Genomic DNA, 24674 nt, shown 5'->3' with positions numbered 1-24674 from the left:
ATGAGCGCACTTGACGAGCTGCTGGCCTATCAACGCGACACCGAGGCGCTGGCGCAGATCGCCGGGCGGCTGGGGTGGGACCAGGAAACCATGATGCCGCGCGGCGCCGCCGACCAGCGGGGCGAGGAGATGGCAGCGATGGAGGGCATGCTGCATGCCCGGCGTACCGATCCCCGCCTGGGCGCATGGCTGGCCGCGCTGGAAGGCGCCGAGCTGGACCCCGTGGCGGCGGCCAAGCTGCGCCACATCCGCCGCTCCTTTGACCGGGCGACCCGCGTGCCGGCGCGGCTGGCGGCCGAGATCGCCCGCGTGACCTCGGTCAGCCAGGGCAAATGGGCCGAGGCGCGGGCAGCGGACGATTTCGCGGCCTTTGCCCCGGTGCTGGCCAAGGTCGTCGCGCTGAAGCGCGAGGAGGGGCAGGCCCTGGCGGCAGGCGGCGACGTCTATGACGCGATGATCGACGACTACGAACCCGACATGACCGCCGCGCAGCTGGACGCCATGTTCGGCGAGATGCGGCCCCGTCTGGTGGCCCTGCGCGAGGCGATCCTGGACAAGCCGATGCCCGACGGCCTGACCGGCAGCTTTCCGGAAGAGGCGCAGATGGCCCTGTCGCGGCGGCTGGCCGAGACCTTTGGCTATGATTTCACCCGGGGGCGGATCGACAAGGCAGTACATCCGTTTTCCAGCGGGTCGGGCAGCGATGTGCGGATCACCACGCGGACCAGCCCGGCGGATCCGTTCAACTGCTTCTATTCGACGATCCACGAGGTGGGCCATGCCTGCTATGAACAGGGGATCGACCCGGATTATGCGCTGACCCCGCTGGGCAGCGGCGTGTCGATGGGCGTGCATGAAAGCCAGAGCCGGATTTACGAGAACCAGCTGGGCCGGTCGCGCGCCTTTACCGGCTATCTCTACCAGCAGATGCAGCAGGCCTTTGGCGACCTGGGGGTGAGCGGCGCCGATGCGTTTTACGCCGCGGTGAACCGGGTGCAGAAGGATTACATCCGGACCGAGGCGGACGAGGTGCAGTACAACCTGCATATCATGCTGCGCTTCGACCTGGAAAAGGCGCTGATCTCGGGCGACTTGGCCGTCGCGGATCTGGAGGGCGCCTGGAACGAGCGGTTCGAGCGCGATTTCGGCTATGCCGTGCCGCGTGCCTCGCTTGGCTGCCTGCAGGATGTGCATTGGTCGGTGGGGCTGTTCGGCTACTTCCCGACCTATTCGCTGGGCAATGTCTATGCGGGCTGCCTGCATGCCGCCCTCAGGCGGGATGTGAGCGACCTGGACGCCCAGCTGGCCCGGGGCGACACCGGTCCGGCCACTGCCTGGCTGCGCGAGCGGGTGCAGCGCCACGGCGGGCTGATGACACCGCAAGAGGTCATCACCCAGGCCTGCGGGCATGCGCCCTCTGCCGGGCCGCTGCTGGATTACATCGAGGCGAAGTTCACCGGGCTTTACGCCCTCTGACGCCGACAGAAAAAAGGACCGACCCTGAGGGCCGGTCCAAGTCGGAAGGGTTTGACGGGGTAGAAACGTCAAGCCACCAAGACCCGGCGCAGGCATCCCCCGTCGGGGACACAAGTACCGGATACTCATGACCCCGCGGATGCGTCAGCTAACGGGGCCACAACTCGAAGGAGACATGCAGGACATGTCTCAATCTGAACAACACACGCAATGGTAGATCACAAGACGGTGCCGTATTCAAGGACAATATCCGCGATAAGCGGATTTCGACCGTCGATCCGTCATCAATAGATGACTCTCAGAGATCACTTGTCGCGTTGAACTGGGCAATCACCCAGTCGGCCACGGCGCGCAGCAGCGGGTCCTTGCGCCGGGTCTCGTGGAAGCAGAGGTACATCTGGCTTTCGATGTCCCGGCTTTCGGGGTCGAACTTCTCCAGCCCCTCTTCGCGGGTCGCGGCGACATTGGGCATCAGGCCGGGCAGGCGGGTGGATTTCACCATGTTCGCAACCTCATGCAAGGTTTCGACACGGAAATAGGGATCGCCCCCGCCCATGATCTCGCGTGCCTTCTGCATCGGCGGCTGCGGCTCGTGCGCACGGTTCAACCCGATCCAGATGCCCGTTCGCGGACTGTCGGGATAGCAGAAGACATTCATCCGCATCCGGCCCACATTGCGCACCACGAGGCGGCCCTGGGTGGGGCGTACGGGCACCACGATCATGTCGTTCTCGCCCAGGGCCTCGGTGAACATCTGCGAGTTGAACACCATCGAGACATTCGGCCAGTCGACCAGAAACTGATTCAACGCGGGGTAGAGAACGTAGGTCGAAATCGCCGGCGGGCAACCGATGGTGATGGTGCCCGAACTCGGCTGGTCCTGGTCGCTCTTGGCGTTCAGGTAGGTGACGATCTCGTTCTCGAAATTGGTGGCGCTCTCGATCAGGTCCGATATCGCCTCGTTGGCGACCCAGCCCTCGGGCGTCTTGACGAAGAGGTCGAAGCCCAGGGCCTCGCCCAGCCGGCCAAGACGGCGCGACACGGTGGCGGGGTTGGTGTCGAGCAGGCGGGCGGCGGCACTCATGCTGCCGGTCTTGTGCACCGCGATCAGGTAGCGCAGGTCGTCCCAGTTCTTCATTCGGCCCGTGTCCTCGGTTCAGGCCGGGGCGGCCCGGGCAGGGCCGTCCCGTATTGCGCGCCGGACAGGGCCGCCCGGGCCTCAGGCCTCGGGGGCGCTGCCATCGGCTTCGGTCCCGTCCTCTTCGGACTGGTCCGCGATGCGGGCGACCGAGACGACAAATTCCCCGGCGCCGGTGTTGAACACCTTGACCCCGCCGGCGCTGCGCGAGCGGAAGGAGATCCCGTCGACCGGCACACGGATCGATTGCCCGCGCGAGGTGGCCAGCATGATCTGGTCGTCCATCTCGACCGGGAAGGCGGCGATGATCTGGCCGGTGCGCATGGATTTCTCCCAGGCGGTCACGCCCATGCCGCCCCGTCCGCGCAGCGGGTAATCGTGGGACGACGAGATATGGCCCGCGCCGCCCGCGGTCACCGTGACGATCAGCGTCTCGGCGGCCGACATCTGGGCATAGCGTTCCTGGCTCAGCGGCATGTCCGCATTGCCTTCCTCGTCATCCTGCGTCTGTTCGACGTCGCCCGCCATCGCGCGGCGCATCTTGAGGTACGAGGCACGCTCGTCGCTTTCCGCCACGAAGGTCGGCAGGACGAACATCGAGGTGACCTCGTCGTTCTCGTTCAGCCGGACACCCCGCACGCCGGTGGAGTTGCGCGAGTTGAACACCCGCACGTCATCCGCCCGGAACCGGATCGCACGGCCGGACTGGGTGAAGAGCATCACGTCGTCCTCGGCCCCGCAGATCGCGGCGTTGATCAGGCGCCAGCCATCGGCCTCGCCCTCGAACTTCATCGCGATCTTGCCGTTGCGCATGACATTGGTGAAATCCGACAGCGCGTTGCGCCGCACCGTCCCGGCGGAGGTCGCAAAGACGATCTGCAGATCGCCCCATTCCTCCTCGGGCCGGTCGACGGGCATGATCGCCGCGATCGAGACACCCGTCGGGATCGGCAGGATGTTCACGATGGCCTTCCCGCGCGAGGTCCGCCCGCCAAGCGGCAGGCGCCAGGTCTTGAGCTTGTAGACCATCCCGTCAGTGGTGAAGAACAGCAGCTGCGTATGGGTATTGGCGACGAAGAGCGTGGTGACCACGTCGTCATCCTTCAGATCGCCGCCCGACAGCCCCTTGCCGCCACGCCGCTGCGCGCGGTAATCGGCCAGCGGGGTGCGCCGGATATAGCCGCCCTGGGTGACGGTGACGACCATGTCCTCACGCTCGATGAGGTCCTCGTCCTCCATGTCGCCCGCCCAGTCGACGATTTCGGTCCGGCGGGGAACGGCAAAGAGCTCCTTCACCTCGCGCAGCTCGTCGCTGATGATGGCCATGATCCGCTCGCGCGAGCCGAGGATTTCCAGATACTCGCGGATCTTGCCCGCCAGCTCCTGCAGCTCGTCGGTGACCTCCTGCACGCCCAGCTGGGTCAGGCGCTGCAGGCGCAGGTCCAAGATGGCGCGGGCCTGGGTCTCGGACAGGTTATAGGTCCCGTCCTCGTTCATCCGGTGGGTCGGGTCGTCGATCAGCTTGATGTATTCGGCAATCGACAGCGCGGGCCAGCGCCGGGTCATCAGCTTTTCGCGCGCTTCGGCAGCATCGGCCGAGGCGCGGATGGTGGCGACCACCTCGTCCACGTTCGACACGGCCACGGCCAGACCGCAGAGCACATGGCTGCGCTCGCGCGCCTTGCGCAGCTCGAACGCGGTGCGGCGGGCGACGACCTCTTCGCGGAACTGGATGAAAGCCGACAGGAAACCGTAGAGCGTCAGCGTCTCGGGCTTGCCGCCGTTCAGCGCCAGCATGTTGCAGCCGAACGAGGTCTGCATCGGCGTGAAGCGCCAGAGCTGGTTCAGCACCACATCCGGCGTCGCGTCGCGCTTGAGCTCGATCACCACGCGCACGCCGGCACGATCGGATTCGTCCTGCACATGGGCGATGCCCTCGATCCGCTTCTCGCGGACATGTTCGGCGATCTTCTCGATCATCACCGCCTTGTTCACCTGATAGGGAATCTCGTCGATGACGATGGCGTAGCGGTCCTTGCGCAGCTCTTCCACATGGGTCTTGGAGCGCACGATGACGCTGCCGCGCCCTTCGAGATAGGCCTTCCGCGCGCCAGAGCGGCCCAGCATGATGCCGCCGGTGGGGAAATCGGGGCCGGGGACGTACTGGATCAGCTCCTCGACCGACAGGTCGGGATTCTCGATCAGCGCCAGGGTGGCATCGACCACCTCGCCCAGGTTGTGGGGCGGGATGTTGGTCGCCATGCCGACGGCGATGCCGCCCGCGCCATTGACCAGCATGTTCGGGAATCGGGCCGGCAGGACGGTGGGTTCGCGGTCCTTGCCGTCGTAATTGTCCTGGAAGTTGACGGTGTCCTTGTCGATATCCGCCAGCATGTAGGCCGCCGCCTTGGCCATCCGCACCTCGGTGTAACGGAAGGCCGCGGCCTTGTCCCCGTCCATCGAGCCGAAGTTGCCCTGACCGTCGAGCAGGGGCAGCGACATGGAAAAGTCCTGCGCCATCCGCACCAGGGCGTCATAGATCGCCGAGTCGCCATGCGGGTGGTACTTGCCCATGGCATCCGCCACCGGGCGCGACGACTTGCGATAGGACTTGTCGTGCGTGTTGCCGACCTCGTGCATGGCATAGAGGATGCGCCGGTGCACAGGTTTTAGGCCGTCCCTCAGATCCGGGATGGCGCGCGCCACGATCACGCTCATCGCGTAGTCGAGGTAAGAGGTGCGCATCTCGTCGGTGATCGAAACCGACGGGCCCCGATAGGCCGATGCCGGTTTTTCGTCTTCGTTTTCAGGGGGTTCGGGCGTATCGTTCAACTTGTCGGCCTTGTCCTGAAGGGGAACTACATCTAGGTCCCGGAGTTATAGCACCGCCAATATCCGGGGTGCAATGTCGCAAGGCCAGAGTTGTTGGCAGCCGGGCGCGCATGCTGCCAACATATTGTTCTTGTTGAAATTTTTCTGGCCGAAAGCATCCTGTTGTTACAGGTACACGATCAGAGGTGCAATATGCAGACAAGCGCAACGGAACTGATGCTCAAGGGCTATGGGCTGACCACCGCGGAATTCACCTATCACATGCCGGATTTCGCCCATGTGCTGAACACCTTCGTCTGGCAGGATTACGACATCGCGCCGGACCATCCGCGGCTCTTCAAGTTCATCGAATTCTGGCAGAACGAGATCGAGGGCCCGCTGCATTCCGTCCGCTTCACGCACCGCAAGGAGATCTCGCCGGGCCGCTGGCGCAACGTGGTGGGGGAATTCACCTACCACTGAGGGCGCGCGGACCATCCGGCCGGGCGGGGGGCGCTGCCCCCGCCGCAGGCTGCGCCTGCGACTCCCCCGGGATATTTCCGGCCAGAGGAAGCTGGGGAGGCCGATCCCGGCTTCATCTCGTTCAAAATACTCCCGCCGGAGGCCTCCGCGCCCTCAGCTCTCGTCACGCTTGGCGGGGACCCCGTAGAGTTCCAGCTTGTGCCCCAGCAGGCGATAGCCGAGGCGCTTGGCGATGCGCTCCTGCAGCTCCTCGATCTCGGGATCGACAAATTCGATCACGGTGCCGGTGTTCATGTCGATCAGGTGGTCGTGATGATCGCGCTCGGCATCCTCGTAGCGGGCGCGGCCGTCGCCGAAATCGACCTTTTCGAGGATCCCGGCCTCTTCCCACAGCTTGACCGTGCGATAGACCGTGGCGAGCGAGACGCGCGGATCGCGGGCATTGGCGCGGGCGTGCAGCTCTTCGACATCCGGATGGTCGCGCGACATTTCCAGCACCCCGGCGATCACCCGGCGCTGATCTGTCAGGCGCAATCCGTGGGATTCGCAGCGGGCGATGATCGTGTCGCGTTTGGCCATCAATCGCGTTCCGGTTGGCTTGGCGGTGGTGCCCAATAGGACATACCGGGGGCCGCGCGTCTACCGCGGCGGGGCGGTCATTCCCACTCGATCGTTCCGGGGGGCTTGGAGGTCACGTCATAGGTGACGCGGTTGATGCCCTGCACCTCGTTGATGATGCGGGTCGCCGTCTCGCCCAGGAACTCGTGCGAGAAGGGATAGTAATCCGCCGTCATCCCGTCGACCGAGGTCACCGCGCGCAGGGCGCAGGCGTAGTCGTAGGTGCGATAGTCGCCCATCACGCCCACGGTGCGCACCGGCAGGATGGCCACGAAGGCCTGCCAGATTTCGTCGTAAAGCCCGTGCTTGCGGATCTGGTCGATATAGACCGCATCCGCCTTGCGCAGGATGTCGAGCTTGTCGCGCGTGATCTCGCCGGGGCAGCGGATGGCCAGGCCCGGGCCGGGGAAGGGATGGCGCCCGATGAAGCTGTCGGGCAGGCCCAGCTCGCGCCCCAGGGCGCGGACCTCGTCCTTGAACAGCTCGCGCAGCGGTTCGACCAGCTTCAGCCCCATCTTTTCGGGCAGGCCGCCGACATTGTGGTGCGACTTGATCGTGACCGAGGGCCCGCCCGAGAAGCTGACGCTTTCGATCACGTCGGGGTAGAGCGTGCCCTGGGCCAGGAATTCGGCTCCGTCGATATCGTTGGCATGTTTCTGGAACACGTCGATGAAGAGGCGCCCGATGGTCTTGCGCTTCTGTTCCGGGTCCGCGATGCCTTCGAGCTCGCCCAGGAACAGGTCGCTCTCGTCCGCATGGATCAGCGGGATGTTGTAGTTGTCGCGGAACATGCCCACGACTTCCTCGGCCTCGTTCAGGCGCAGCAGGCCGTGATCGACAAAGACGCAGGTCAGCTGATCGCCGATCGCCTCGTGGATCAGCACCGCCGCGACCGAGCTGTCGACCCCGCCGGACAGGCCGCAGATCACCTTGCGGTCGCCGACCTGGTCGCGGATCTTGCGGATCGCTTCCTCGCGGTAGGCGCCCATCGTCCAGTCGCCGGTGAACCCGGCCATCCGGACGAAGTTCTGATAGAGCGTCTTGCCGTTCGGCGTGTGGTGCACCTCGGGGTGGAACTGCACCGCGTAGAAATTGCGCGACAGATCGGCCGTGATGGCAAAGGGCGCATTGGGCGAGGTGCCGTAGACCTGGAACCCCGGCGCGATGGCCGAGACATGGTCGCCGTGGCTCATCCAGACCTGTTCGCGCGCCTCGAGGAACCAGCCGTTCAGCAGGTCGATCCGCTCTTGCGTGGGCGTGACATAGGCGCGGCCGAACTCGGCCGTGTTGTGGCCGCGTTCCACCTTGCCGCCCAGCAGATGCATCATCAGCTGCTGGCCGTAGCAGATCCCCAGCATCGGCACGCCCAGGTCGAACACCTTCATCGGGATCGTGGGCGCGCCTTCGGCAAAGACCGAGGCGGGCCCGCCCGAAAGGATCACCGCCTTTGGCGCGAAGGTGTCGAGAAACGCCTCGGTCACGTTCTGGAAGGGGTGGATCTCGCAATAGACATTCAGCTCACGCAGGCGGCGCGCGATCAGCTGCGTCACCTGGCTGCCGAAGTCGACGATGAGGAGGCGGTCATGCGATGTCTGGCTCATGTGTGAGCCTCTAAGCCGGAGCCGGGATGGGCGCAAGAGGGCAGCGTGGCGCGGGCGCGCCCGGGCGCACAAAGCGCCGCGCGAACGGGCGGATCAGCCCGGCACGATCTGGTAATAGTCGTTGGGCCGCTGGATCACGCAGGCCTGCGAGGTCAGGCGCGGCATCACCGTGGTGATCGCGGGCGGCACGGCGGCCTTCACCCCGTTGGAACAGGCGGGCAGGGTGATCCGCTGATAGCCTTTCTCGGCCATGCACTGGCGGGCGATCTGGCGGCGCAGGTCCTTGTTCACGTCGCGGGTGACAAAGCGGTCGGGCTGCCAGAACCCCGGCTCCACCAGGCAGTTCCCCGCCGCGTCGCAATGCTTGTGCGGGGGGACGTAATCGCCCGGGATGACCTCGCGTTCCATCCGCACCGGCGCGTCGGCCAGGGCGCTGCGTCCGCAGGCGACCTCGTCCCCCTGGGCGCGCGTCACTTCGACGCCGGGGCGGTAATAGATCGTCTCGGACCCGCAGGCGCCCAGCAGGGCAAGCAGGGCAAAGGCGGGCAGAACGCGGGAAAAAGTGGCCTGTGTCATGGCGGCATTCTGCCATGCTGCGCGGGGTTTACAATTGAATTGACCGTTATAGGCGGTTCTGTCATGCACGGGGCTCATGGGGCGCCGAATGGCCCCGGCCAACGGGACGGCTTGATGAAGGTCATCATCTGCGGTGCAGGGCAGGTCGGCTGGCAGATCGCCCGCCATCTGTCAGGCGAGAACAACGACGTTACCGTCGTGGACAACAATCCGGATCTCGTCGCCCGCGCCACCGACACGCTCGATGTGCAGGGCATTGCCGGATTCGCCTCCTATCCCGACATCCTCGACCGGGCCGGCGCGCGCGATGCCGACATGATCATCGCCGCGACCTATTCCGACGAAGTGAACATGGTGATCTGCCAGGTCGCGCATTCGATCTTTTCGATCCCGCGCAAGATCGCCCGGCTGCGTGCCAAAAGTTACCTCGACGCGATCTATTCCGACCTCTACCGCCGCGATCACATGCCCATCGACGTGGTGATCAGCCCGGAACGCGAGGTGGCCGAGGCCGCGCTGCAGCGCCTGTCCGCCCCCGCCGCATTCGACACGGAAACCTTCCTGAACGGGCGCGCCCAACTGCTGGGCATCCAGATCCACGAGGACTGCCCGGTGGTGAACACGCCGCTCAGGCAGCTGACGGATCTGTTTTCCACCCTGCGCGCCGTGGTCGTGGGCATCCGCCGCGAGGGGCGGCTGTTTGCACCCGAACCGGGCGACCAGCTGTTTCCGGGCGACGACTGCTATGTCTTTGTGGTGAACGAGGATGTGGCCCGCACGCTCGAAGTCTTTGGCAAATCGGTCAAGACGCAGGAGCGGGTGGTCATCGTGGGCGGCGGCAACGTCGGTCTCGCCGTGGCCCAGGCGCTGGAGGACCGCACCAAGCGGGTGCGCGCCAAGGTGATCGAAAAGAATCGCCAGACCGCCGAAAAGGCCGCCGATGCGCTGGAACGCACCATCGTGCTGAACGGCGACGGCCTGGATTCGGCACTGCTGAACGAGGCGGGCGTGGATCGCGCCGATGCCATCCTGGCGGTGACCGATGACGACAAGACGAACCTGCTTGCCTCGGTCCGGGCCAAGCAGCAGGGCTGCCCGATGGCCATCGCGCTGATCAACGACCCGACGCTGGTGCCCCTGCTGGGCCCGCTGGGAATCGACGCCTATATCAACCCGCGCGGCACGACCGTGTCCTCGATCCTGCGCCATATCCGCCACGGGCGGGTGCGCGGGGTCTATTCCATCGGCGATGCCGAGGCCGAGGTGATCGAGGCCGAGGTGCTGTCGACCTCGCCGATCTCGGGCCGCTCGATCCGCGATATCGACTTTCCCGAAGGCGTGCTGATCGGTGCGATCCTCAAGGGCGACAAGGTGACCAAGCCGCTTGGCTCCACCAAGGTGGAGGAGGGCGACGTGATCGTGATCTTTGCCCTGGCCGCCGATGTGCCCGAGGTCGAGAGGCTGCTCCAGGTCTCCATCGACTATTTCTGAGCCGATGCGCGTCCGCCTGCAAGACCAGCCGCTGTTCCTGCTCCTGGCCGCCTTCGCCTCGGCCTCGATGTTTCTGCCCGCGCTCTACGCGCTGTCGGTCGAGGATTTCACCAGCGCGCGCACCTTTCTGTATTCGGGCCTGCTGGGCCTGTTCCTGTCGGGCATCATCGCGCTGGCCCGGGGCCCGCGCCGCCGTGGCCGCAAGGAAGAGCTGAACGGCCTGCTGGCCCTGTTCGCCGCCTTCCTGTTCCTGCCGATCCTGCTGGCCCTGCCGTTCTACGAGACGCTGCGCACCACAACCTACCTCAACAGCTATTTCGAAATGGTGTCGAGCCTGACCACCACCGGCGCCACGATCTTCGAGGATCCGCGCCGGCTGCCGAATGCTTTGCACCTGTGGCGGGCGCAGGTCGGCTGGATGGGCGGGCTGCTGATGTGGATCGCGGCGGGCGCGGTGATGGCGCCGCTGCTGCTTGGCGGGTTCGAGGTCACATCGGTGGCCTATGACCACATGGGCGAGACCCGGCTGGACCAGTTCCGTCGGGCCGCGCTGCTGCGCCGGGTCGGACGGATCTCGGCCCTGCTGGTGCCGGTCTATGCGGGGCTGACCGGGGCGCTCTGGCTGTTCCTGATCATCGGGGGCGATACCGCCTTTGTCGCGCTTTGCCATGCCATGTCGACGATGGCGACCAGCGGGATTTCCCCGGTCGGGGGCATCCGCAACAGCCAGTCGGGCATGGGCGGCGAGATCGTGATCTTCCTCTTCCTGTTCTTTGCCCTGTCGCGGATGACCTTCTCCTCCGACACCTCCTCGGCCCGGCAGGTGATCTGGCGTGACCCGGAATTCCGCATGGGCGCGGCGCTGATCCTGATCGTGCCCGGGCTGCTGTTCCTGCGCCACTGGGTCGCCGCCTTCGAGGTCGACAGCGGCGAGGACCTGATGCTGGGGCTGCGCGCGCTCTGGGGTGCGCTGTTCACCACGCTGTCCTTCCTGTCCACCACCGGCTTCGTCAGCGCGGAATGGGAAACCGCGCGCATGTGGTCGGGGCTGGGCACGCCGGGCATGATCCTGATGGGTCTGGCGATGATCGGCGGCGGCGTGGCGACCACGGCGGGCGGGGTCAAGCTGCTCAGGGTCTTCGCGCTCTACCTCGCCAGCCGGAGAGAGCTGGAGCGCCTGGTGCATCCGCATTCCATCGGCGGATCGGGCAGCATGAGCCGCCGGATGCGGCGGCGCGGCGCGCATCACGCCTGGATCTTCTTCATGCTCTTCGCCATGACCCTGGCGGCTGCCACCACGCTGCTGGCCGCGCTCGGCTCGGGGTTCGAAGCCGCGATGCTGATGAGCATCGCCGCGCTGACGACCACCGGCCCGCTGATCCATGCAGCCGCCGACGTGCCGATTTCGCTGGCCGAACTGGGCCCCTGGGCCAAGGCGACGCTCTGCGCCGTGATGATCATGGGGCGGCTGGAACTGCTGGCCATCATTGCGCTTTTCAACCCGGATCTCTGGCGGGAATGAGCGAAATGTGGCAACCGTGACGCAGAATGCGGTCTGCACGGAAAATCCCACTTGATTAACTCTGGAAACTCGCTTTCACGCACTCCATACTGACTACCGGACAAGGGACGCGCCGGTACGCGGCACTCCGCAAGAACAAAGGCATTACAATGGCGTCAGATCGACAGAATTTGCAGGATGCATTTCTCAACCACGTCCGGAAAACCAAGGTTCCGGTCACGATTTTCCTGATCAACGGTGTCAAACTGCAGGGTGTGATCACCTGGTTTGACAACTTCTGCGTGCTTCTGCGCCGTGACGGTCAATCGCAGCTGGTCTACAAGCATGCGATTTCAACCATCATGCCGTCGCAGCCGATCAGCCTCTACGAGGGCGAAGAATCCAATTGATTCCCCAAGAGCCGGGCCGCACACGCGCCTGGATCCTGCACCCCGACCTGACGCGTGAGGACACCCGCCACGCGCCCGAATACGCATTGGCCGAAGCCGTGTCGCTGGCCCATGCGTTGCCGGGGCTGGACGTGGTGGGCCAGGGCATCGTGCGGCTGGCCAAGCCGGTGCCGGCCACGCTCTTCGGCTCGGGAAAGATCGAGGAACTGCGCGCGCAATTTGCCGAGGCCGAGGTCGAGCTGGTGCTGGTGGACGGCCCGGTCACCCCGGTGCAGCAGCGCAACCTGGAAAAGAAGTGGAAGGTCAAGCTGCTGGACCGGACCGGGCTGATCCTCGAGATCTTCTCGGACCGCGCCCGCACGCGCGAGGGCGTGCTGCAGGTCGAAATGGCGGCGCTCAGCTACCAGCGCACCCGGCTGGTGCGCGCCTGGACCCACCTGGAACGCCAGCGGGGCGGGCTGGGCTTTGTCGGCGGCCCCGGCGAGACGCAGATCGAGGCCGACCGCCGCGCGATCGACGAACAACTTGTGCGGTTGCGCCGCCAGCTGGACCGCGTGGTCCGCACACGCGAGCTGCACCGCGCCGCCCGGGCCAAGGTGCCGTTCCCCATCGTCGCGCTGGTGGGCTATACCAACGCCGGAAAATCCACGCTGTTCAACCGGTTGACCGGGGCGGACGTGCTGGCCAAGGACATGCTCTTTGCCACGCTCGACCCGACCATGCGGCGGGTCAAGCTGCCCGACGGGCCCGAGGTGATCCTGTCGGACACCGTGGGCTTCATCTCGGACCTGCCGACCCAGCTGGTCGCCGCCTTCCGCGCGACGCTGGAAGAGGTGCTGGAGGCCGATGTGGTGCTGCATGTGCGCGACATCTCGCACCCCGAGACGCGGGAACAGGCGGCGGATGTCGAGGATATCCTGGCCGATCTGGGCCTTTCCGAGGATGTCCCGGTGCTGGAGGTCTGGAACAAGATCGACCTGCTGCCCGAGACCGACCGCGCCATCCTGTCGGGCCGTGCCAGCCGCGAGGACGGAACGCTTGCGCTTTCCGCCGTCACCGGCGAGGGGCTGGATGTCCTGCTGGAAGAGATCGCCACCCGCCTGGGCGGCACCCGGCAGCGGACCGAGCTGCACCTGCCCTACGAGGCGGGCCGCAAGCGCGCCTGGCTTTACGAACAGGGCGTGGTGCAGGGCGAGCGCCGGGACGAGGACGAGCTGGTGCTCGACGTGCTCTGGACCCCGGCGCAGGCCGCGCGATTCGAGCGGATGTAGCGCTCAGACCGCCGCGTCCAGCCTGGCCATCTGCGCATCGCTCAGGTTCAGCTCTACCGAGCGGATCAGCGTCGCCAGCTGGCTTTCCGACGTGGCCGAGGCAATGGGCGCCGTGACCGCCGGTTTGCGCAGCATCCAGGCCAGGGCGATCTCGGCCAGCGAGGCGCCGGTCTGTTCGGCCACCTCGTCCATCGCGGCCAGCAGGGTCATGCCCTTCTGATCCATGTATTTCGCGATGCTGCGTTCCCCGCGCGGGCCTGTCAGGTCGGCCTCGGTCCGGTATTTGCCGGTCAGGAACCCGGCGGCGAGCGAGAAATAGGGGATCACGCCGATATCGTTCGCGAGGCAGTATTCGGCCAGCGGACCTTCGAAACTGGCGCGTGAATAGAGATTGTATTCCGGCTGCTGCGCCGCATAGGGCGTGACACCGGCGCTGGCCGCGGCGGCATCGGCCTGCTCCATCAGCGCGCGGTCGAAATTCGACGCCCCGATGGCGCGGACCTTGCCGGACTCGATCAGCCTGGCATAGGCGGTCAGGGTCTCTTCCTGCGGGGTGTCGGGATCGGGGCGGTGCGAGAGGTAGAGGTCGATGTAATCGGTCTTGAGCCGCGAGAGCGACTGCTCCACCTCCTCTTCGATCCACCTGGGCGAAAGGCCCTTCTTGCCTTCGCCGCCCATGTCCGAGCCGACCTTGGTGATGATCACGACCTTGTCCCGATGGCCGGGATGGCTGGCCAGCCAGTTGCCGATCACTGTCTCGCTTTCCCCGCCCGTATGACCGTTGCCCCAGCGGGAATAGACATCGGCCGTGTCGATCGTGTTCAGCCCGGCCTCCAGGCTCATGTCCAGCAGACGGAACGAGGTCGGCTCATCCGCCGTCCAGCCGAAGACGTTGCCGCCGAAAACGATGGGAGAGATGTCGAGGCCGGTCTTGCCGAGGCGACGTTTCTGCATGGGGCTGCTCCTTGATGCGGTACGGGTGCCATCAGGTGACGCGGGCCGACGGGCCGTCAAGGGCGGGCGGTGAGATGGCAGGATGAGAGCCGTGGGGGGCAGGGGCGTGACCTGTCCCGGCCTTGCGCCGGGACCCCGCGGTGCCAGAGCCGACGCGGCATCGGTTGCCCGTGTCCCATGAGGCCCCGGCGCGGAGGCCGGGGCGTGTTGCGCCCGGCCCGGGCGTATTGCGACTGGCTGGGGCGTGTTGCGACCGGCCCGGGCGTATTGCGATCAGCCGGGCGCGCGTCGCAACCGGCCGGGGCGCGTCGTGGCTACCGCGGTTCCAGCCGCGTGACGCCCACGGCGGCGGCGCGGGCGAGGTTTTCGTCCAGCGACATCGGGATGTATTCGCCCCGCCGCCAGAGCTGCGCCAGGTCGTCGTAATGGCGCGACAGGAAATGCCCCGACTGCCCGGTCGAAATGATGAAGACAGAGCTGTCCGGATCGGCAAAATCGTAGACCCCGCGATAGCCCGCGCCATGCACGTTCAGGAAGGCATCGGAGCCGTTCCCGCCCTTGGTCGCGCCGCGCATCAGCGTGTTGTCCCCGCCGCTGGTCGACTGGCGGATGTTCACGAAATAGCGCAGCACCGGCACCTCGCCCAGGACCTGGTGGTCCTGCGCCGCCTGATGCGCATCGCCCCACCGCAGCGATTCCAGCGCGGTGCCGTAGGTCTCCTTGATCCAGACGAGGGCGTCGTCCAGCGCCAGGCGGGCGATCTCTGTACAGGTCTCGACCGGGCCGGACTGCTTGACGTCGCACCAGGCCGAGGCGCCGTCGATGTCGCGATAGACCCGTTCGATGAAGAGCGGCTCGATATGGCCATAGGCCGGGGTCAGGGGGCCCAGCTCGTCCTGGATCAGGCGGTTCTGCAGGGCGCGCAGCCAGGCGGCATAGATCAGCGGCTCGGGCAGGTGCTCGTTCATCTCGCCGTTCCAGCCGGCCAGCAGCTCAAGCGCGCGCTGGCGCAGGCGTTCGGGCGTGCCCTCGGGCGCGGCCTCGCCGGTGAACCACAGGTCCTTGCCGATCAGCGGCAGCAGCGAGCGCGCGGTATAGGACACGGTGTCCAGCTGCGCCTCGATGAAGCTGTCGCGGGTGTGCACCTCGCGCGTCTGCATCAGGCGTTCCAGACGGTGGATCCGCTGGGTGTCGCCCCAGTCGTAAGAGACATGCAGCGGAAAGGGCCTGTCCACCAGCTTGTTGTTGGTATTGGCCAGCAGCCCGCCGTCGGGGTCGATGAATTCGGGGTTGGCGGTGAAGGGCAGCATGCCCTGCCAGCGGTTTGCCGCGATCCACCCGCGCGAGGGCATGCGGCCCAGCGTCTCGTGCCCGGCGTCGCGGCGCGGCATCGCGCCCACGGTCTTCATCGCGATGCCCTCGGCATCCACCAGCATCAGGTTCTGCGAGGGGGCGATGAATTTCTCCATCGCCTGCAGCGCCTCGCCCCTGTTGGCCGATTGCATCAGCGCGATCCCGGCGGACATCGTGGTGTCGGCCCCGTCAAGCGCCGTCCAGGAGACCGAGGCGACATGCCCCGGCGGGGTGATGGTGGCGAGGCTGTAATCGCTGCCGGTCAGGACCGGGCCATTGTCCGTCCAGCGCAGGCGCAGGGTGACCGAGGTGTCGCCCTTGACCGTCACGATGGAATCGCGGCTGCGGAAGGGTTTCCAGCCATCCGGGGTCAGGTATTCCTCGGGGTTGTCGGGGTTCAGCTGTTCGATATGCACGTCCTGATCGTCGAGGTAGGACGAGGTCAGCCCCCAGCCGAGCCGCGCGCTGCGCCCCACGAGCACCAGCGGCATGCCGGGAATCGTGCCCCCGATCACCCCGCCGGAGGCCAGCTCCAGCCGGGCGAGATACCAGATCGACGGGGCCGTGAGGCCCAGATGCGGGTCGTTGGCCAGCAGCGTGCCGCCCGTGGCAGAACGGTTGGGCGCCGCGGCAAACGCGTTGGAGGCCCCGGCGAGGTCAAGCGAGGCGACAGGCGACAGCGGATTCGGATCCTCGGGTGCGGCCGCGGCATAGCGTGGCAGGCCCGGGGGCATCAGCGCGGCATAGGCGGGCAGGGCGGCGATGCCCTTGCCCGGCGCATCGGGCTGGATGTCCTTGAGCCGCTCCTGGTGGTCGCCAAGCGCCAGCGAGGTCCGGGCGCGCATCACCTCGGACTGGATCTGGCCAGAGAGCTGCAGCGCCATCAGTTTTGAAATTGCAATGGAATCAGCGGGTTGCCACGGCGCGACGGGGTTGTCGAACAGGAACATCTCGGGTGCGCCACGGCCCAGGGCATCGCGGTTCACCTCTTCGATGCGGGCGTTGACCCCGGCGGCATAGGCGTCGAGCGCCGCGCGGGTCTGCGCGTCCTGCGCCTCGACCGAGCTGCGGGCGAGGTTGTAGATATCGAACCGGCGCATCAGCTTGTCGATGCGCACGGTGCGCGCGCCAAAGACCTCGGACAGGCGGCCCTGGGCGGTGCGGCGCATGGTGATCATCTGCCAGAACCGGTCCTGCGCATGGCTGTAGCCAAGCGCGAAATAGACGTCGGCATCGCTCTGGCCAAAGATATGCGGCACATTGGCGTTGTCGTGCACGATCTCGACCGGGGCGGTGAGTCCCGTCACCCTTGCAGTGCGGTCGTATTCCGGCAGGGACCGCGAGGCGAGGTAATAGACGCCGAGCGCGGCAAGCCCGGCCAGGACGACCATGGCCCCCGCGATCCGCAAGAGCCAGCGAAAGACCGTGCCCATGTGTGCCTCATTTGATTGCCCGGGCCCCTTGCTCTTGTCGGTGGGACCCGACAGAACTTCTAGGGCATAGAACGGAAAGGGAAAAGGTCATGGCACAGGTTGCTTTCCTCGGACTTGGAGTGATGGGCTATCCGATGGCGGGACATCTCGCCGCGGCGGGGCATGAGGTCACGGTCTATAATCGCACGGCCGCAAAGGCCGAGGCCTGGGTCAAGCAGCATGGCGGCGCCTCGGCCCCGACCCCGGCGGAGGCGGCGAAAGGTGCCGCATTTGTGATGACCTGCGTGGGCAATGACGACGACCTGCGCCAGGTCTGCGCCGGCACGGACGGGGCATTTGCGGGAATGGAGGCCGGGGCGATCCTGGTGGATCACACCACGGTTTCGGCCCGGGTCACGGCGGAGCTTTACGCCGCGGCCAAGGCCCAGGGGCTGGGATATGTCGACGCTCCGATCTCGGGCGGGCAGGCGGGGGCCGAGAATGGCGTGCTCTCTGTCATGTGCGGCGGCGATGCGGCGGATTTCGACGCGGCCGCCCCTGTGATCGACACCTATGCCAAGATCTGCCGCCGCCTGGGCGACAGCGGCGCGGGCCAGATGACCAAGATGTGCAACCAGATCGCCATCGCCGGTCTGGTGCAGGGGCTGAGCGAGGCGCTTCATTTCGCGCAGAAGGCCGGGCTGGACGGCGAGAAGGTGGTCGAGGTGATCAGCCAGGGCGCCGCCGGATCCTGGCAGATGCAGAACCGCTACAAGACCATGCTGGCCGACGAATTCGACCACGGTTTCGCGGTGGACTGGATGCGCAAGGACCTTGGCATTTGCCTGTCCACCTCGGACGAGGTCGGGGCCTCGCTGCCGGTGACCGCGCTGGTCGACCAGTTCTACAAGGACGTCCAGAAGCTGGGCGGTGGACGCTGGGACACCTCGTCGCTGCTGAAGAGGCTGACCGCGCTCGGGTGAGGTTCGGGCTTGCTCTCGCTCGGCCCGGTTTCGAGTGTGTATCGCTCGGTCAGGTTCATCATCACTCCCGCTCCGTCGGGTTCCAATCGACTCACCAGTGTCCCTCCGTCTGTCGTTGGTGATGCACGGCTTCGTAACCATGTGGCAGTGATGGCGCGTTGGGACGGGGCGGGTTCTGCCGGGGCTTCCGACCACGCCGCGCGGCATGGTGCAGATGGATGACCGACGCGTGCCGATTGGTACCTTCCGAGGGCTCGTTCCGCGAGTGCGCCAGCATGCTAAGGTCACAGCAGTACGATCTCACCAGTGCTGGCGGCATGGTGGGCATCGCTCAGACTCTGCAGCATATCCACGGCTTCCCGCAATTCGCTGGACCGGACGGATTGACCCGGTAGCCACTCCACCCTTGGAGCCACCAGATTGATCAATCCCCTGGCGTCGCCGACAGATTGTCGCAGAACGTCCAGCTTCTGAAGATTCTCGATTGCGTCAACATCTTCGCCCGCACAGGAACAGATGCTGGCAAGCACTGCATTTTCGACGTCTTCGGTAAGGGTTTGGATCTGAAGCGTGAGGCTGGACAGAGTTTCGAGAACCTGCCGCGCCGACAGCTGGTCCGAGTCTTCCTTGTCAGACGGGCAGGGCCTATCCTCCATCACAGACGCCCTACAACCGCTTCGATACATTTTCTCAGGTCCATCGGATCAAAAGGTTTCTTCAGGAAATTGTTCATTCCGAGTTTTTTTCCGTTTTCCACGATCGCCTTGTCCGCCTTTCCGGTGATCAGGATGAAGCCTACGCCTTTGGTTCTGGCCCCGGCCCGGAGGTTCTGCAGCAGCTGGAGTCCGTCCATGCCGGGCATGTTATAATCCGATATGACAAGGTGAACGGGTTTTGCGTTCAAGGCTTCCAAGGCGCTTGGCCCGTCTCCGGCTGTGGTGACATTCGTGACGCCAAATGCATCCAGTGCCTGGGTGATGAGGCCGCGGCTGGTGGACATGTCGTCGACGACCATGATCCGCAATTGGTCTCGCAAAGCCATTGTCTTACCTTTTTACCTGTGCGGTACCGGGGACAGCCTGAACGGGCCGGTATGCCGTGGGTCCGACCGATGTGAACAAGTTGAGCGCCGAATCGGAAATGCGTTCGGAATGGCCCAGCATCATCCAGCCATTCGAATCGAGCGCGGCGTGAAAACGGGGCCACAACGCTGCCTGGTCCTGCGGGTCGAAATATATGACGACATTTCTGCAGAAGATGACGTCGAACTTTGCCCGCATGGGCCAGTCTCCATGCAGGTTGAGTTCGCGAAAGCGCACGAGACGGCGGATCGGGGCATTGACCTGGTATTTTCCGTCCTCGCCCGTGCGTGTCAGGAATGACTTTTTCATGGCGTCGGTTATTCCGGCAACCTGCTGTTCGCTAAACGTGGCAGCCTGGGCAAAGGACAGGATATTGGGATCGATATCGGTCGCCAGTATCAGCACATCTCGCTGGGCCAGTTCCGGGCTCATGGCCAGAAGGCTCATGGCGATGGAATAGGGCTCCTGCCCGCTGGAGCAGCCGGCAGACCAGATGCGAACCTTGCCGCCCCGGGTGGCCCTGTCGATCAATGCGGGAAAGGCCAGATTTCTCAGCAGATCGAAATGATGCGACTCGCGAAAGAAGTGCGAGACATTTGTGGTCAGGGCGGAGACCATGTTTCGCCGCTCGGCTTCGCCCTCACGAGACGTGACGAACTTTGCGTAGGCATCGACGTCGGTGAGTCCAAGGGCACGTACGCGCTTGCGCAGCCGGGACTGGATCATCGTTGCCTTGCCCTGGGTCAGGACGAGGCCAGCCTCTTCCTTGGCGAGCGCGGCAATTGCCTGGAACGCCTTGGGGCTCATCGTTCCGGACTGCCCGTCCATAGTGTCCCCGGCGCTCATGCGACCTCTTCCGTGCCTGAAGGTACGATCGCGGCAAGATCGAGGACCCGGATCATGCGATCGTCGATCACGGTCAAGGCTCTGACAACGGTCGATTGCGGGTCCGAGGACATCTCGGGCGGGGTTTGAAGGTCCTCGACACTGATCGCGACAATGTCCGAGACCGCGTCGACAAGCAGGCCGGTCAGGGTCCCGTTCAGGGTCACAACTATGATGACATTTCGATCGCTGGTCTTCTGCGACTGCATGTTCAGGCGCAGGGCCAGGTCCATCACCGGCAGAACCGTGCCGCGCAGGTTGATCACACCACGCATGAAGGCGGGGGCGTGCGGCATCGGCGTTGTGCGTGTCCAGCCGCAAATTTCTCGGACGGACATGATGTCGAGTGAATACTCCTGGTCGGCGACGCGAAACGTCAGCAGTTCCAGGTCTTTGGCGGTGGTGTTGTCAGCCATGTTCGACCATCCTTTCGGCCAGGGCTCGATCCTTGGGGCGTATGCTGCCGGCGCTGGCGATCACGTCGGACGGATCCAGGATGAGGGCGATCTGCCCGTCCCCGAGGATCGTGGCCGCGGCAATGCCCGGCGCGCGGTAAAAGCTTTCGTCGAGGCCCTTGATGACGACCTGGCGCTGGTCCTCGATCCCGTCGATCACGAGGGCGGCGCGGTTGCCGTCTTCCAGAGCGATCAGCAGAACGATACCGCGGTCGTGGTCCTGCAGCGGGCCGCGATAGCCGAGGATCACACCCAGATCGTAGAGGGGCACAAAGCCGCCGCGGACCCTGACGACAAAGGCGCCGGGTCGCAGCATCTGCACATCCCCGGGGCCGAGGGAGAGGGTTTCAACTACGACGTTGAGCGGCAGCACAAGCGTTTCGTTGGCCACGCGCACAACCATGCCGTCGAGCACGGCGAGAGTCAGCGGCAGGCTGATCGAGAAGGTTGTGCCCTTGCCGCGTTCGGAAAAGATGTTGATCCTGCCGCCCAGCGACTGGATGGCGGTGCGGACCACGTCCATTCCGACACCACGGCCCGAGAGGTTCGACACCTTTCCGGCGGTGGAAAAGCCCGGCATGAACAGCAGGTTGTCGATCTCGGCTTCGGTCATCTGCACATCCGGGGGAACCAGTCCCTTTTCGGTGGCGATCTTCAGCACCCGCGGACGGTCGATGCCACTGCCGTCGTCGGAGACCTCGATGATGACGCGGCCGCTGCGATGCGCGGCGGTCAGGCGGACCGTGCCTTCGGACGGTTTGCCCGAGCTGGCGCGTGCCTCGTTGTTTTCCAGCCCGTGGTCGACCGCGTTGCGGATCATGTGGGTCAGCGGATCGGCGAGGCGTTCGATGACGGTCTTGTCGACCTCGGTGGCTTCGCCCTCGGTGACCAGGCGGACCTCTTTCCCGACGGCCGCGGAGGCCTCGCGCACGATGCGCGACATGCGCTGGAAGAGCGACTTGACCGGCTGGGCGCGGATCATCATCACGCTGTCCTGGATGTCGCGGGTCAGACGCTGGAACTCCTCCAGCCCGTTCATCGCATCGGAATGCGGTGACAGGCCGGCCTGTTCCAGCGATTGCGAGAGCATGGCCTGGTTGATCACCAGTTCGCCCACGAGGTTGACCAGACGTTCGATACGCTCCAGGTCGACCCGGACGACGGATTTGGCCGCGGCGCCGGAGCCCGATTTGCGGGGCGTGTCGGGGGATGGGGCCGCCGCTTCCTCAGGTTCGACGGGATCGGTGGCGGGCCCTGCTAGCGCGATCGTCGCGGGGGCATCCGGCAGCGTTTCAGCGGGGGGCGATTCTTCGGTATCGGAGGCGTCGGATATCGTCAGTTCGCACAGGCCTTCGACAAATTCGAAGACCTCGCGGATCTCGGGCTCGGCGGCGGCGGTCTGCAGGCGGATGGTCCAGGCGACATAGGGCGTTTCCGGCGAGAGCTCGGCCAGGGAGGGCAGGGCGGAGGTGTCGCAGGAAACCTGCGCCTCACCCAGTTCGCCCAGGTTGCGCAGCAGCATCTGGGGCTCGTTGCCGGTCTCGTAAAGCTCTGCCTCGGGCTTGAAGCGGATAGTGTAGGTCGTGAGCGCCGGCGCCGGCAGGGCGTCGAGGTCGGGAAGATCGAGGCTGAGGCCGAGGGGCTCGAATTCCTCGGGCGTGACTTCGGTATCCTCCTCCTGCTCGCCGAGAAGACCGTTGAGCTGGTCGAGCAGGGCCTGGCTCTGATCCTCCGGCACTGTGGCATCGTCACGACAGGCGCGCACGAGATCCGAAAGGTGATCGGCGGCCTGAAAGAACAGCTTTTGCCCTTCGTGATCCGGGCTCAGCCGGCCGGAGCGGACCTCGTCCAGGACGGTTTCGTAACGATGGGCAAATCGCACCAGGGGTTCCAGGCCAAAGGCCCCGGCGCCGCCCTTGATCGAGTGCACGGCCCGGAAGACGACGTTGATGGTCTCGGGATCCTCGGAGCCTTCGTCCATCTCTGACAGGCCGTCCTGCAGGGCCTCCAGCAGCTCCTCGCATTCGATGAAGAACGAGGCGCGGATTTCGGCCATCGGGTCATTCTGATCGCTCATCCTCCGGCCCCCTATCCCGCAACCATGTGCAGCGCCTTGACCAGCTTGACCGGGTCGAAGGGCTTGACGATCCAGCCGGTGGCGCCGGCGTTGCGGGCGCGCATCTTGAGTTCCGGCGCGCTTTCCGTGGTCAGAACCAGAATTGGCGTGGCGCGGTGGTCGTCCTGCCCGCGCACGGCGTCGATGAAGCCGAACCCGTCCATGCGGGGCATGTTGATATCGGTGATGATCGCGTCGGGGTCGATGCCGTCCAGCACCTCAAGCCCGTGAATCCCGTCCTCGGCCACGTGGACGGTGAAACCGGACGGGGCCAGGGCCATGCGGATCATGTCGCGCATGGTACGGCTGTCGTCGACGGCGAGGATTGTCAGGCTCACGGCGTGCCCTCCGCCAGGGTGTCGGGGGTGAATCCCATCTGGGCCAGCTGCTGCGCCGCCCGGTCCGAGATCGCGATCAGGCGCAGCGCATGGCCGCGTCTGCGGGCCGTGATCGCTGCCGAGAGGAGGACCTGCAGGCAGAGCGCGCCAAGGTGGGTCACCTGCGAGGCATCGACGGCGATATCGGCGCCCAGCCGTTCACGGAAGGCCTGGGCCAGCGGGGCGGCGGCAGGCAGATCCAGCCGCGGCGGCAATAGCAAAGCGTCAGACATGGCCACCTGCATCGGGCAGGCGCGGCGGATAGGTCATGGCCAGGCTCCCTGGGTTCCGTTCGGTTCGCGAGCGGTTCTAGGGCCCATCCCGTTAAGGCGGAGTTACGCAATCCCGGCCTTTTGACGGCATTTTCCCGAGGCAGGGCCCGGAAAACGAAAAAGGCCGGGCGCGGGGCCCGGCCTTAGCGGCAAAGAGGGGCGAATTCAGCCCGCCAGCGCCTTGTTCAGATTCTCGTCGATCTTTTCCAGGAATCCCATCGTGGTCAGCCATCCCTGATCCGGACCGACCAGCAGGGCCAGGTCCTTGGTCATCGACCCCGATTCCACCGTCTGCACCACCACCTTTTCCAGCGTCGCGGCGAAATGCATCAGCGCCTCGTTCCCGTCGAGCTTGGCGCGGTGCTTCAGCCCGCCGGTCCAGGCGTAGATTGAGGCGATGGAGTTGGTGGAGGTCTGCTCGCCCTTCTGGTGCTGGCGGTAGTGGCGGGTCACCGTCCCATGCGCCGCCTCGGCCTCGACGATCTTGCCGTCGGGCGTCATCAGCTGCGAGGTCATCAGCCCCAGAGAGCCGAACCCCTGGGCCACGGTGTCGGACTGCACGTCGCCGTCGTAGTTCTTGCAGGCCCAGACGAACCCGCCGTTCCACTTCATCGCGCAGGCGACCATGTCGTCGATCAGGCGGTGTTCGTACCAGATCTTCCTCTTCTTGAACTCGTCCTCGAACTCTTCTTCATAGACCTGCTGGAACAGGTCCTTGAAGCGCCCGTCATAGGCCTTGAGGATGGTGTTCTTGGTCGACAGATAGACCGGCCAGCCCATCATCAGCCCGTAGTTCAGCGACGCGCGGGCAAAGTCGATGATCGACGAATCGAGGTTGTACATCGCCTGATAGACCCCGGCGGAGGGGGCATCATAGACCTCCTTCTCGATCACGGTGCCGTCCGCGCCCACGAATTTCATCGTCAGCTTGCCCGCACCCGGGAAGGTGAAATCGGTGGCCTTGTACTGATCGCCAAAGGCATGACGCCCGATGACGATGGGCTTGGTCCAGCCCGGCACCAGACGGGGCACGTTGCGGCAGATGATCGGCTGGCGGAAGACGACGCCGCCCAGGATGTTGCGGATCGTGCCGTTGGGCGATTTCCACATCTGCTTGAGGCCGAATTCCTCGACCCGCTGCTCATCGGGCGTGATCGTGGCGCATTTCACGGCGACGCCGATCTCTTTCGTCTTCTCGGCCGAGTCGATGGTGATCTGGTCGTTGGTCCGGTCACGTTCCTCGATCCCGAGGTCGTAATAGAGCAGGTCCAGGTCCAGGTAGGGCAGGATCAGCTTGGTCTTGATGAAATCCCAGATAATCCGGGTCATCTCGTCGCCGTCCATCTCGACGATCGGGTTCTCCACCTTGATCTTGGTCATCGGCAATCCCTTTCCGCTGGGAGGGTTGA

The 24674-nt window shown here is 65.4% G+C and carries 22 protein-coding genes; 7 read left to right on the top strand and 15 right to left on the bottom strand.

All coding sequences use genetic code 11. The annotated features are described in order from the left end of the window. Complete coding sequence (locus GLS40_RS05415) at positions 1 to 1476, top strand: carboxypeptidase M32 (protein WP_160381710.1); 1476 nt, start codon at positions 1 to 3, stop codon at positions 1474 to 1476. 298 nt (positions 1477 to 1774) lie between these two features. On the opposite strand, the gene GLS40_RS05410 is transcribed toward GLS40_RS05415, so the two are convergent. Both GLS40_RS05410 and gyrA read right to left on the bottom strand, forming a co-directional pair. Then, positions 1775 to 2614 (bottom strand): LysR family transcriptional regulator, encoded by an 840-nt coding sequence (locus tag GLS40_RS05410; RefSeq protein WP_160381709.1) that lies wholly within the window; start codon positions 2612 to 2614, stop codon positions 1775 to 1777. Positions 2615 to 2695: 81 nt separating this feature from the next. Next, the gene (gyrA, locus tag GLS40_RS05405) at positions 2696 to 5446 is read right to left on the bottom strand and encodes a DNA gyrase subunit A (protein WP_160381708.1); all 2751 of its coding nucleotides are present in this window, start codon (positions 5444 to 5446) and stop codon (positions 2696 to 2698) included. Between the two features lie 192 nt (positions 5447 to 5638). On the opposite strand from gyrA, the gene GLS40_RS05400 reads away from it, so the two are divergent. Next, positions 5639 to 5908, top strand: a complete 270-nt coding sequence (locus GLS40_RS05400; protein WP_160381707.1) for an usg protein — start codon at positions 5639 to 5641, stop codon at positions 5906 to 5908. A 153-nt stretch (positions 5909 to 6061) separates the two neighbouring features. On the opposite strand, the gene GLS40_RS05395 is transcribed toward GLS40_RS05400, so the two are convergent. From GLS40_RS05395 to GLS40_RS05385, 3 genes are all read right to left on the bottom strand, one after another. Next, positions 6062 to 6487, bottom strand: a complete 426-nt coding sequence (locus tag GLS40_RS05395) for a Fur family transcriptional regulator (RefSeq protein ID WP_160381706.1) — start codon at positions 6485 to 6487, stop codon at positions 6062 to 6064. 77 nt (positions 6488 to 6564) lie between these two features. Further along, on the bottom strand, positions 6565 to 8127 hold the full coding sequence (guaA, locus tag GLS40_RS05390) for a glutamine-hydrolyzing GMP synthase (protein WP_160381705.1): 1563 nt from the start codon (positions 8125 to 8127) through the stop codon (positions 6565 to 6567). A 93-nt stretch (positions 8128 to 8220) separates the two neighbouring features. Then, positions 8221 to 8703: a hypothetical protein gene (locus GLS40_RS05385; protein ID WP_160381704.1), complete on the bottom strand. Its 483-nt coding sequence runs from the start codon at positions 8701 to 8703 to the stop codon at positions 8221 to 8223. 114 nt (positions 8704 to 8817) lie between these two features. On the opposite strand from GLS40_RS05385, the gene trkA reads away from it, so the two are divergent. From trkA to hflX, 4 genes are all read left to right on the top strand, one after another. Beyond that, the gene (trkA, locus tag GLS40_RS05380) at positions 8818 to 10194 is read left to right on the top strand and encodes a Trk system potassium transporter TrkA (RefSeq protein ID WP_160381703.1); all 1377 of its coding nucleotides are present in this window, start codon (positions 8818 to 8820) and stop codon (positions 10192 to 10194) included. Between the two features lie 4 nt (positions 10195 to 10198). Then, positions 10199 to 11716 (top strand): TrkH family potassium uptake protein, encoded by a 1518-nt coding sequence (locus GLS40_RS05375; RefSeq protein WP_160381702.1) that lies wholly within the window; start codon positions 10199 to 10201, stop codon positions 11714 to 11716. Positions 11717 to 11865: 149 nt separating this feature from the next. Next, positions 11866 to 12105, top strand: a complete 240-nt coding sequence (gene hfq / locus GLS40_RS05370; protein ID WP_160381701.1) for an RNA chaperone Hfq — start codon at positions 11866 to 11868, stop codon at positions 12103 to 12105. Continuing rightward, the gene (hflX, locus tag GLS40_RS05365; protein WP_408003723.1) at positions 12105 to 13376 is read left to right on the top strand and encodes a GTPase HflX; all 1272 of its coding nucleotides are present in this window, start codon (positions 12105 to 12107) and stop codon (positions 13374 to 13376) included. The genes hfq and hflX overlap by 1 nt, the downstream gene beginning before the upstream one ends. Positions 13377 to 13379: 3 nt before the next feature. Here hflX and GLS40_RS05360 read toward each other — a convergent pair whose 3' ends face one another. Together GLS40_RS05360 and GLS40_RS05355 are read right to left on the bottom strand one after the other, a co-directional pair. Next, on the bottom strand, positions 13380 to 14330 hold the full coding sequence (locus GLS40_RS05360; protein ID WP_160381699.1) for an aldo/keto reductase: 951 nt from the start codon (positions 14328 to 14330) through the stop codon (positions 13380 to 13382). A gap of 314 nt (positions 14331 to 14644) precedes the next feature. Then, entirely contained in the window at positions 14645 to 17116 is a 2472-nt protein-coding gene (locus GLS40_RS05355; RefSeq protein WP_160381698.1) for a penicillin acylase family protein, read from the bottom strand. 89 nt (positions 17117 to 17205) lie between these two features. Between GLS40_RS05355 and GLS40_RS05350 the strand changes: the two genes are divergently transcribed. After that, on the top strand, positions 17206 to 18078 hold the full coding sequence (locus GLS40_RS05350; protein ID WP_160381697.1) for an NAD(P)-dependent oxidoreductase: 873 nt from the start codon (positions 17206 to 17208) through the stop codon (positions 18076 to 18078). A 284-nt stretch (positions 18079 to 18362) separates the two neighbouring features. On the opposite strand, the gene GLS40_RS05345 is transcribed toward GLS40_RS05350, so the two are convergent. The 8 genes from GLS40_RS05345 to GLS40_RS05310 form a co-directional block, all read right to left on the bottom strand. Further along, positions 18363 to 18734 (bottom strand): hypothetical protein, encoded by a 372-nt coding sequence (locus tag GLS40_RS05345; protein WP_160381696.1) that lies wholly within the window; start codon positions 18732 to 18734, stop codon positions 18363 to 18365. Continuing rightward, complete coding sequence (locus GLS40_RS05340; RefSeq protein WP_160381695.1) at positions 18734 to 19120, bottom strand: response regulator; 387 nt, start codon at positions 19118 to 19120, stop codon at positions 18734 to 18736. Before GLS40_RS05340 ends, GLS40_RS05345 begins: the two co-directional genes overlap by 1 nt. A gap of 4 nt (positions 19121 to 19124) precedes the next feature. Beyond that, positions 19125 to 20006, bottom strand: coding sequence for a CheR family methyltransferase (locus tag GLS40_RS05335; RefSeq protein ID WP_235905777.1), 882 nt, complete (start codon positions 20004 to 20006; stop codon positions 19125 to 19127). Then, positions 20003 to 20461, bottom strand: coding sequence for a chemotaxis protein CheW (locus GLS40_RS05330; protein ID WP_160381694.1), 459 nt, complete (start codon positions 20459 to 20461; stop codon positions 20003 to 20005). Before GLS40_RS05330 ends, GLS40_RS05335 begins: the two co-directional genes overlap by 4 nt. Beyond that, positions 20454 to 22577: a chemotaxis protein CheA gene (locus GLS40_RS05325; RefSeq protein ID WP_160381693.1), complete on the bottom strand. Its 2124-nt coding sequence runs from the start codon at positions 22575 to 22577 to the stop codon at positions 20454 to 20456. Before GLS40_RS05325 ends, GLS40_RS05330 begins: the two co-directional genes overlap by 8 nt. Before the next feature lie 11 nt (positions 22578 to 22588). Continuing rightward, on the bottom strand, positions 22589 to 22954 hold the full coding sequence (locus GLS40_RS05320) for a response regulator (RefSeq protein WP_160381692.1): 366 nt from the start codon (positions 22952 to 22954) through the stop codon (positions 22589 to 22591). Further along, positions 22951 to 23226, bottom strand: coding sequence for an STAS domain-containing protein (locus GLS40_RS05315; protein ID WP_160381691.1), 276 nt, complete (start codon positions 23224 to 23226; stop codon positions 22951 to 22953). The genes GLS40_RS05320 and GLS40_RS05315 overlap by 4 nt, the downstream gene beginning before the upstream one ends. 204 nt (positions 23227 to 23430) lie before the next feature. After that, positions 23431 to 24645, bottom strand: a complete 1215-nt coding sequence (locus tag GLS40_RS05310; protein WP_160381690.1) for an NADP-dependent isocitrate dehydrogenase — start codon at positions 24643 to 24645, stop codon at positions 23431 to 23433. Positions 24646 to 24674 lie beyond the last annotated feature (29 nt).

Origin of the sequence: Pseudooceanicola pacificus, assembly GCF_009789075.1 — a bacterium.
In the GTDB taxonomy this organism is placed as follows: Bacteria; Pseudomonadota; Alphaproteobacteria; order Rhodobacterales; family Rhodobacteraceae; genus Pseudooceanicola; species Pseudooceanicola pacificus.
The sequence above is the reverse complement of the archived record's forward strand: the minus strand, read 5'-3'. Positions and strand labels throughout refer to the sequence as shown.

What these genes read in the sequence shown, in the direction of transcription:
- GLS40_RS05415 (WP_160381710.1), top strand. Translation starts at nt 1, where the DNA reads ATGAGCGCACTTGACGAGCTGCTGGCCTATCAACGCGACACCGAGGCG.
- GLS40_RS05410 (WP_160381709.1), bottom strand. Translation starts at nt 2,614, where the DNA reads ATGAAGAACTGGGACGACCTGCGCTACCTGATCGCGGTGCACAAGACC.
- GLS40_RS05400 (WP_160381707.1), top strand. Translation starts at nt 5,639, where the DNA reads ATGCAGACAAGCGCAACGGAACTGATGCTCAAGGGCTATGGGCTGACC.
- GLS40_RS05395 (WP_160381706.1), bottom strand. Translation starts at nt 6,487, where the DNA reads ATGGCCAAACGCGACACGATCATCGCCCGCTGCGAATCCCACGGATTG.
- guaA (WP_160381705.1), bottom strand. Translation starts at nt 8,127, where the DNA reads ATGAGCCAGACATCGCATGACCGCCTCCTCATCGTCGACTTCGGCAGC.
- GLS40_RS05385 (WP_160381704.1), bottom strand. Translation starts at nt 8,703, where the DNA reads ATGACACAGGCCACTTTTTCCCGCGTTCTGCCCGCCTTTGCCCTGCTT.
- trkA (WP_160381703.1), top strand. Translation starts at nt 8,818, where the DNA reads ATGAAGGTCATCATCTGCGGTGCAGGGCAGGTCGGCTGGCAGATCGCC.
- GLS40_RS05375 (WP_160381702.1), top strand. Translation starts at nt 10,199, where the DNA reads ATGCGCGTCCGCCTGCAAGACCAGCCGCTGTTCCTGCTCCTGGCCGCC.
- hfq (WP_160381701.1), top strand. Translation starts at nt 11,866, where the DNA reads ATGGCGTCAGATCGACAGAATTTGCAGGATGCATTTCTCAACCACGTC.
- GLS40_RS05360 (WP_160381699.1), bottom strand. Translation starts at nt 14,330, where the DNA reads ATGCAGAAACGTCGCCTCGGCAAGACCGGCCTCGACATCTCTCCCATC.
- GLS40_RS05355 (WP_160381698.1), bottom strand. Translation starts at nt 17,116, where the DNA reads ATGGGCACGGTCTTTCGCTGGCTCTTGCGGATCGCGGGGGCCATGGTC.
- GLS40_RS05350 (WP_160381697.1), top strand. Translation starts at nt 17,206, where the DNA reads ATGGCACAGGTTGCTTTCCTCGGACTTGGAGTGATGGGCTATCCGATG.
- GLS40_RS05345 (WP_160381696.1), bottom strand. Translation starts at nt 18,734, where the DNA reads ATGGAGGATAGGCCCTGCCCGTCTGACAAGGAAGACTCGGACCAGCTG.
- GLS40_RS05340 (WP_160381695.1), bottom strand. Translation starts at nt 19,120, where the DNA reads ATGGCTTTGCGAGACCAATTGCGGATCATGGTCGTCGACGACATGTCC.
- GLS40_RS05335 (WP_235905777.1), bottom strand. Translation starts at nt 20,006, where the DNA reads ATGAGCGCCGGGGACACTATGGACGGGCAGTCCGGAACGATGAGCCCC.
- GLS40_RS05330 (WP_160381694.1), bottom strand. Translation starts at nt 20,461, where the DNA reads ATGGCTGACAACACCACCGCCAAAGACCTGGAACTGCTGACGTTTCGC.
- GLS40_RS05325 (WP_160381693.1), bottom strand. Translation starts at nt 22,577, where the DNA reads ATGAGCGATCAGAATGACCCGATGGCCGAAATCCGCGCCTCGTTCTTC.
- GLS40_RS05315 (WP_160381691.1), bottom strand. Translation starts at nt 23,226, where the DNA reads ATGTCTGACGCTTTGCTATTGCCGCCGCGGCTGGATCTGCCTGCCGCC.
- GLS40_RS05310 (WP_160381690.1), bottom strand. Translation starts at nt 24,645, where the DNA reads ATGACCAAGATCAAGGTGGAGAACCCGATCGTCGAGATGGACGGCGAC.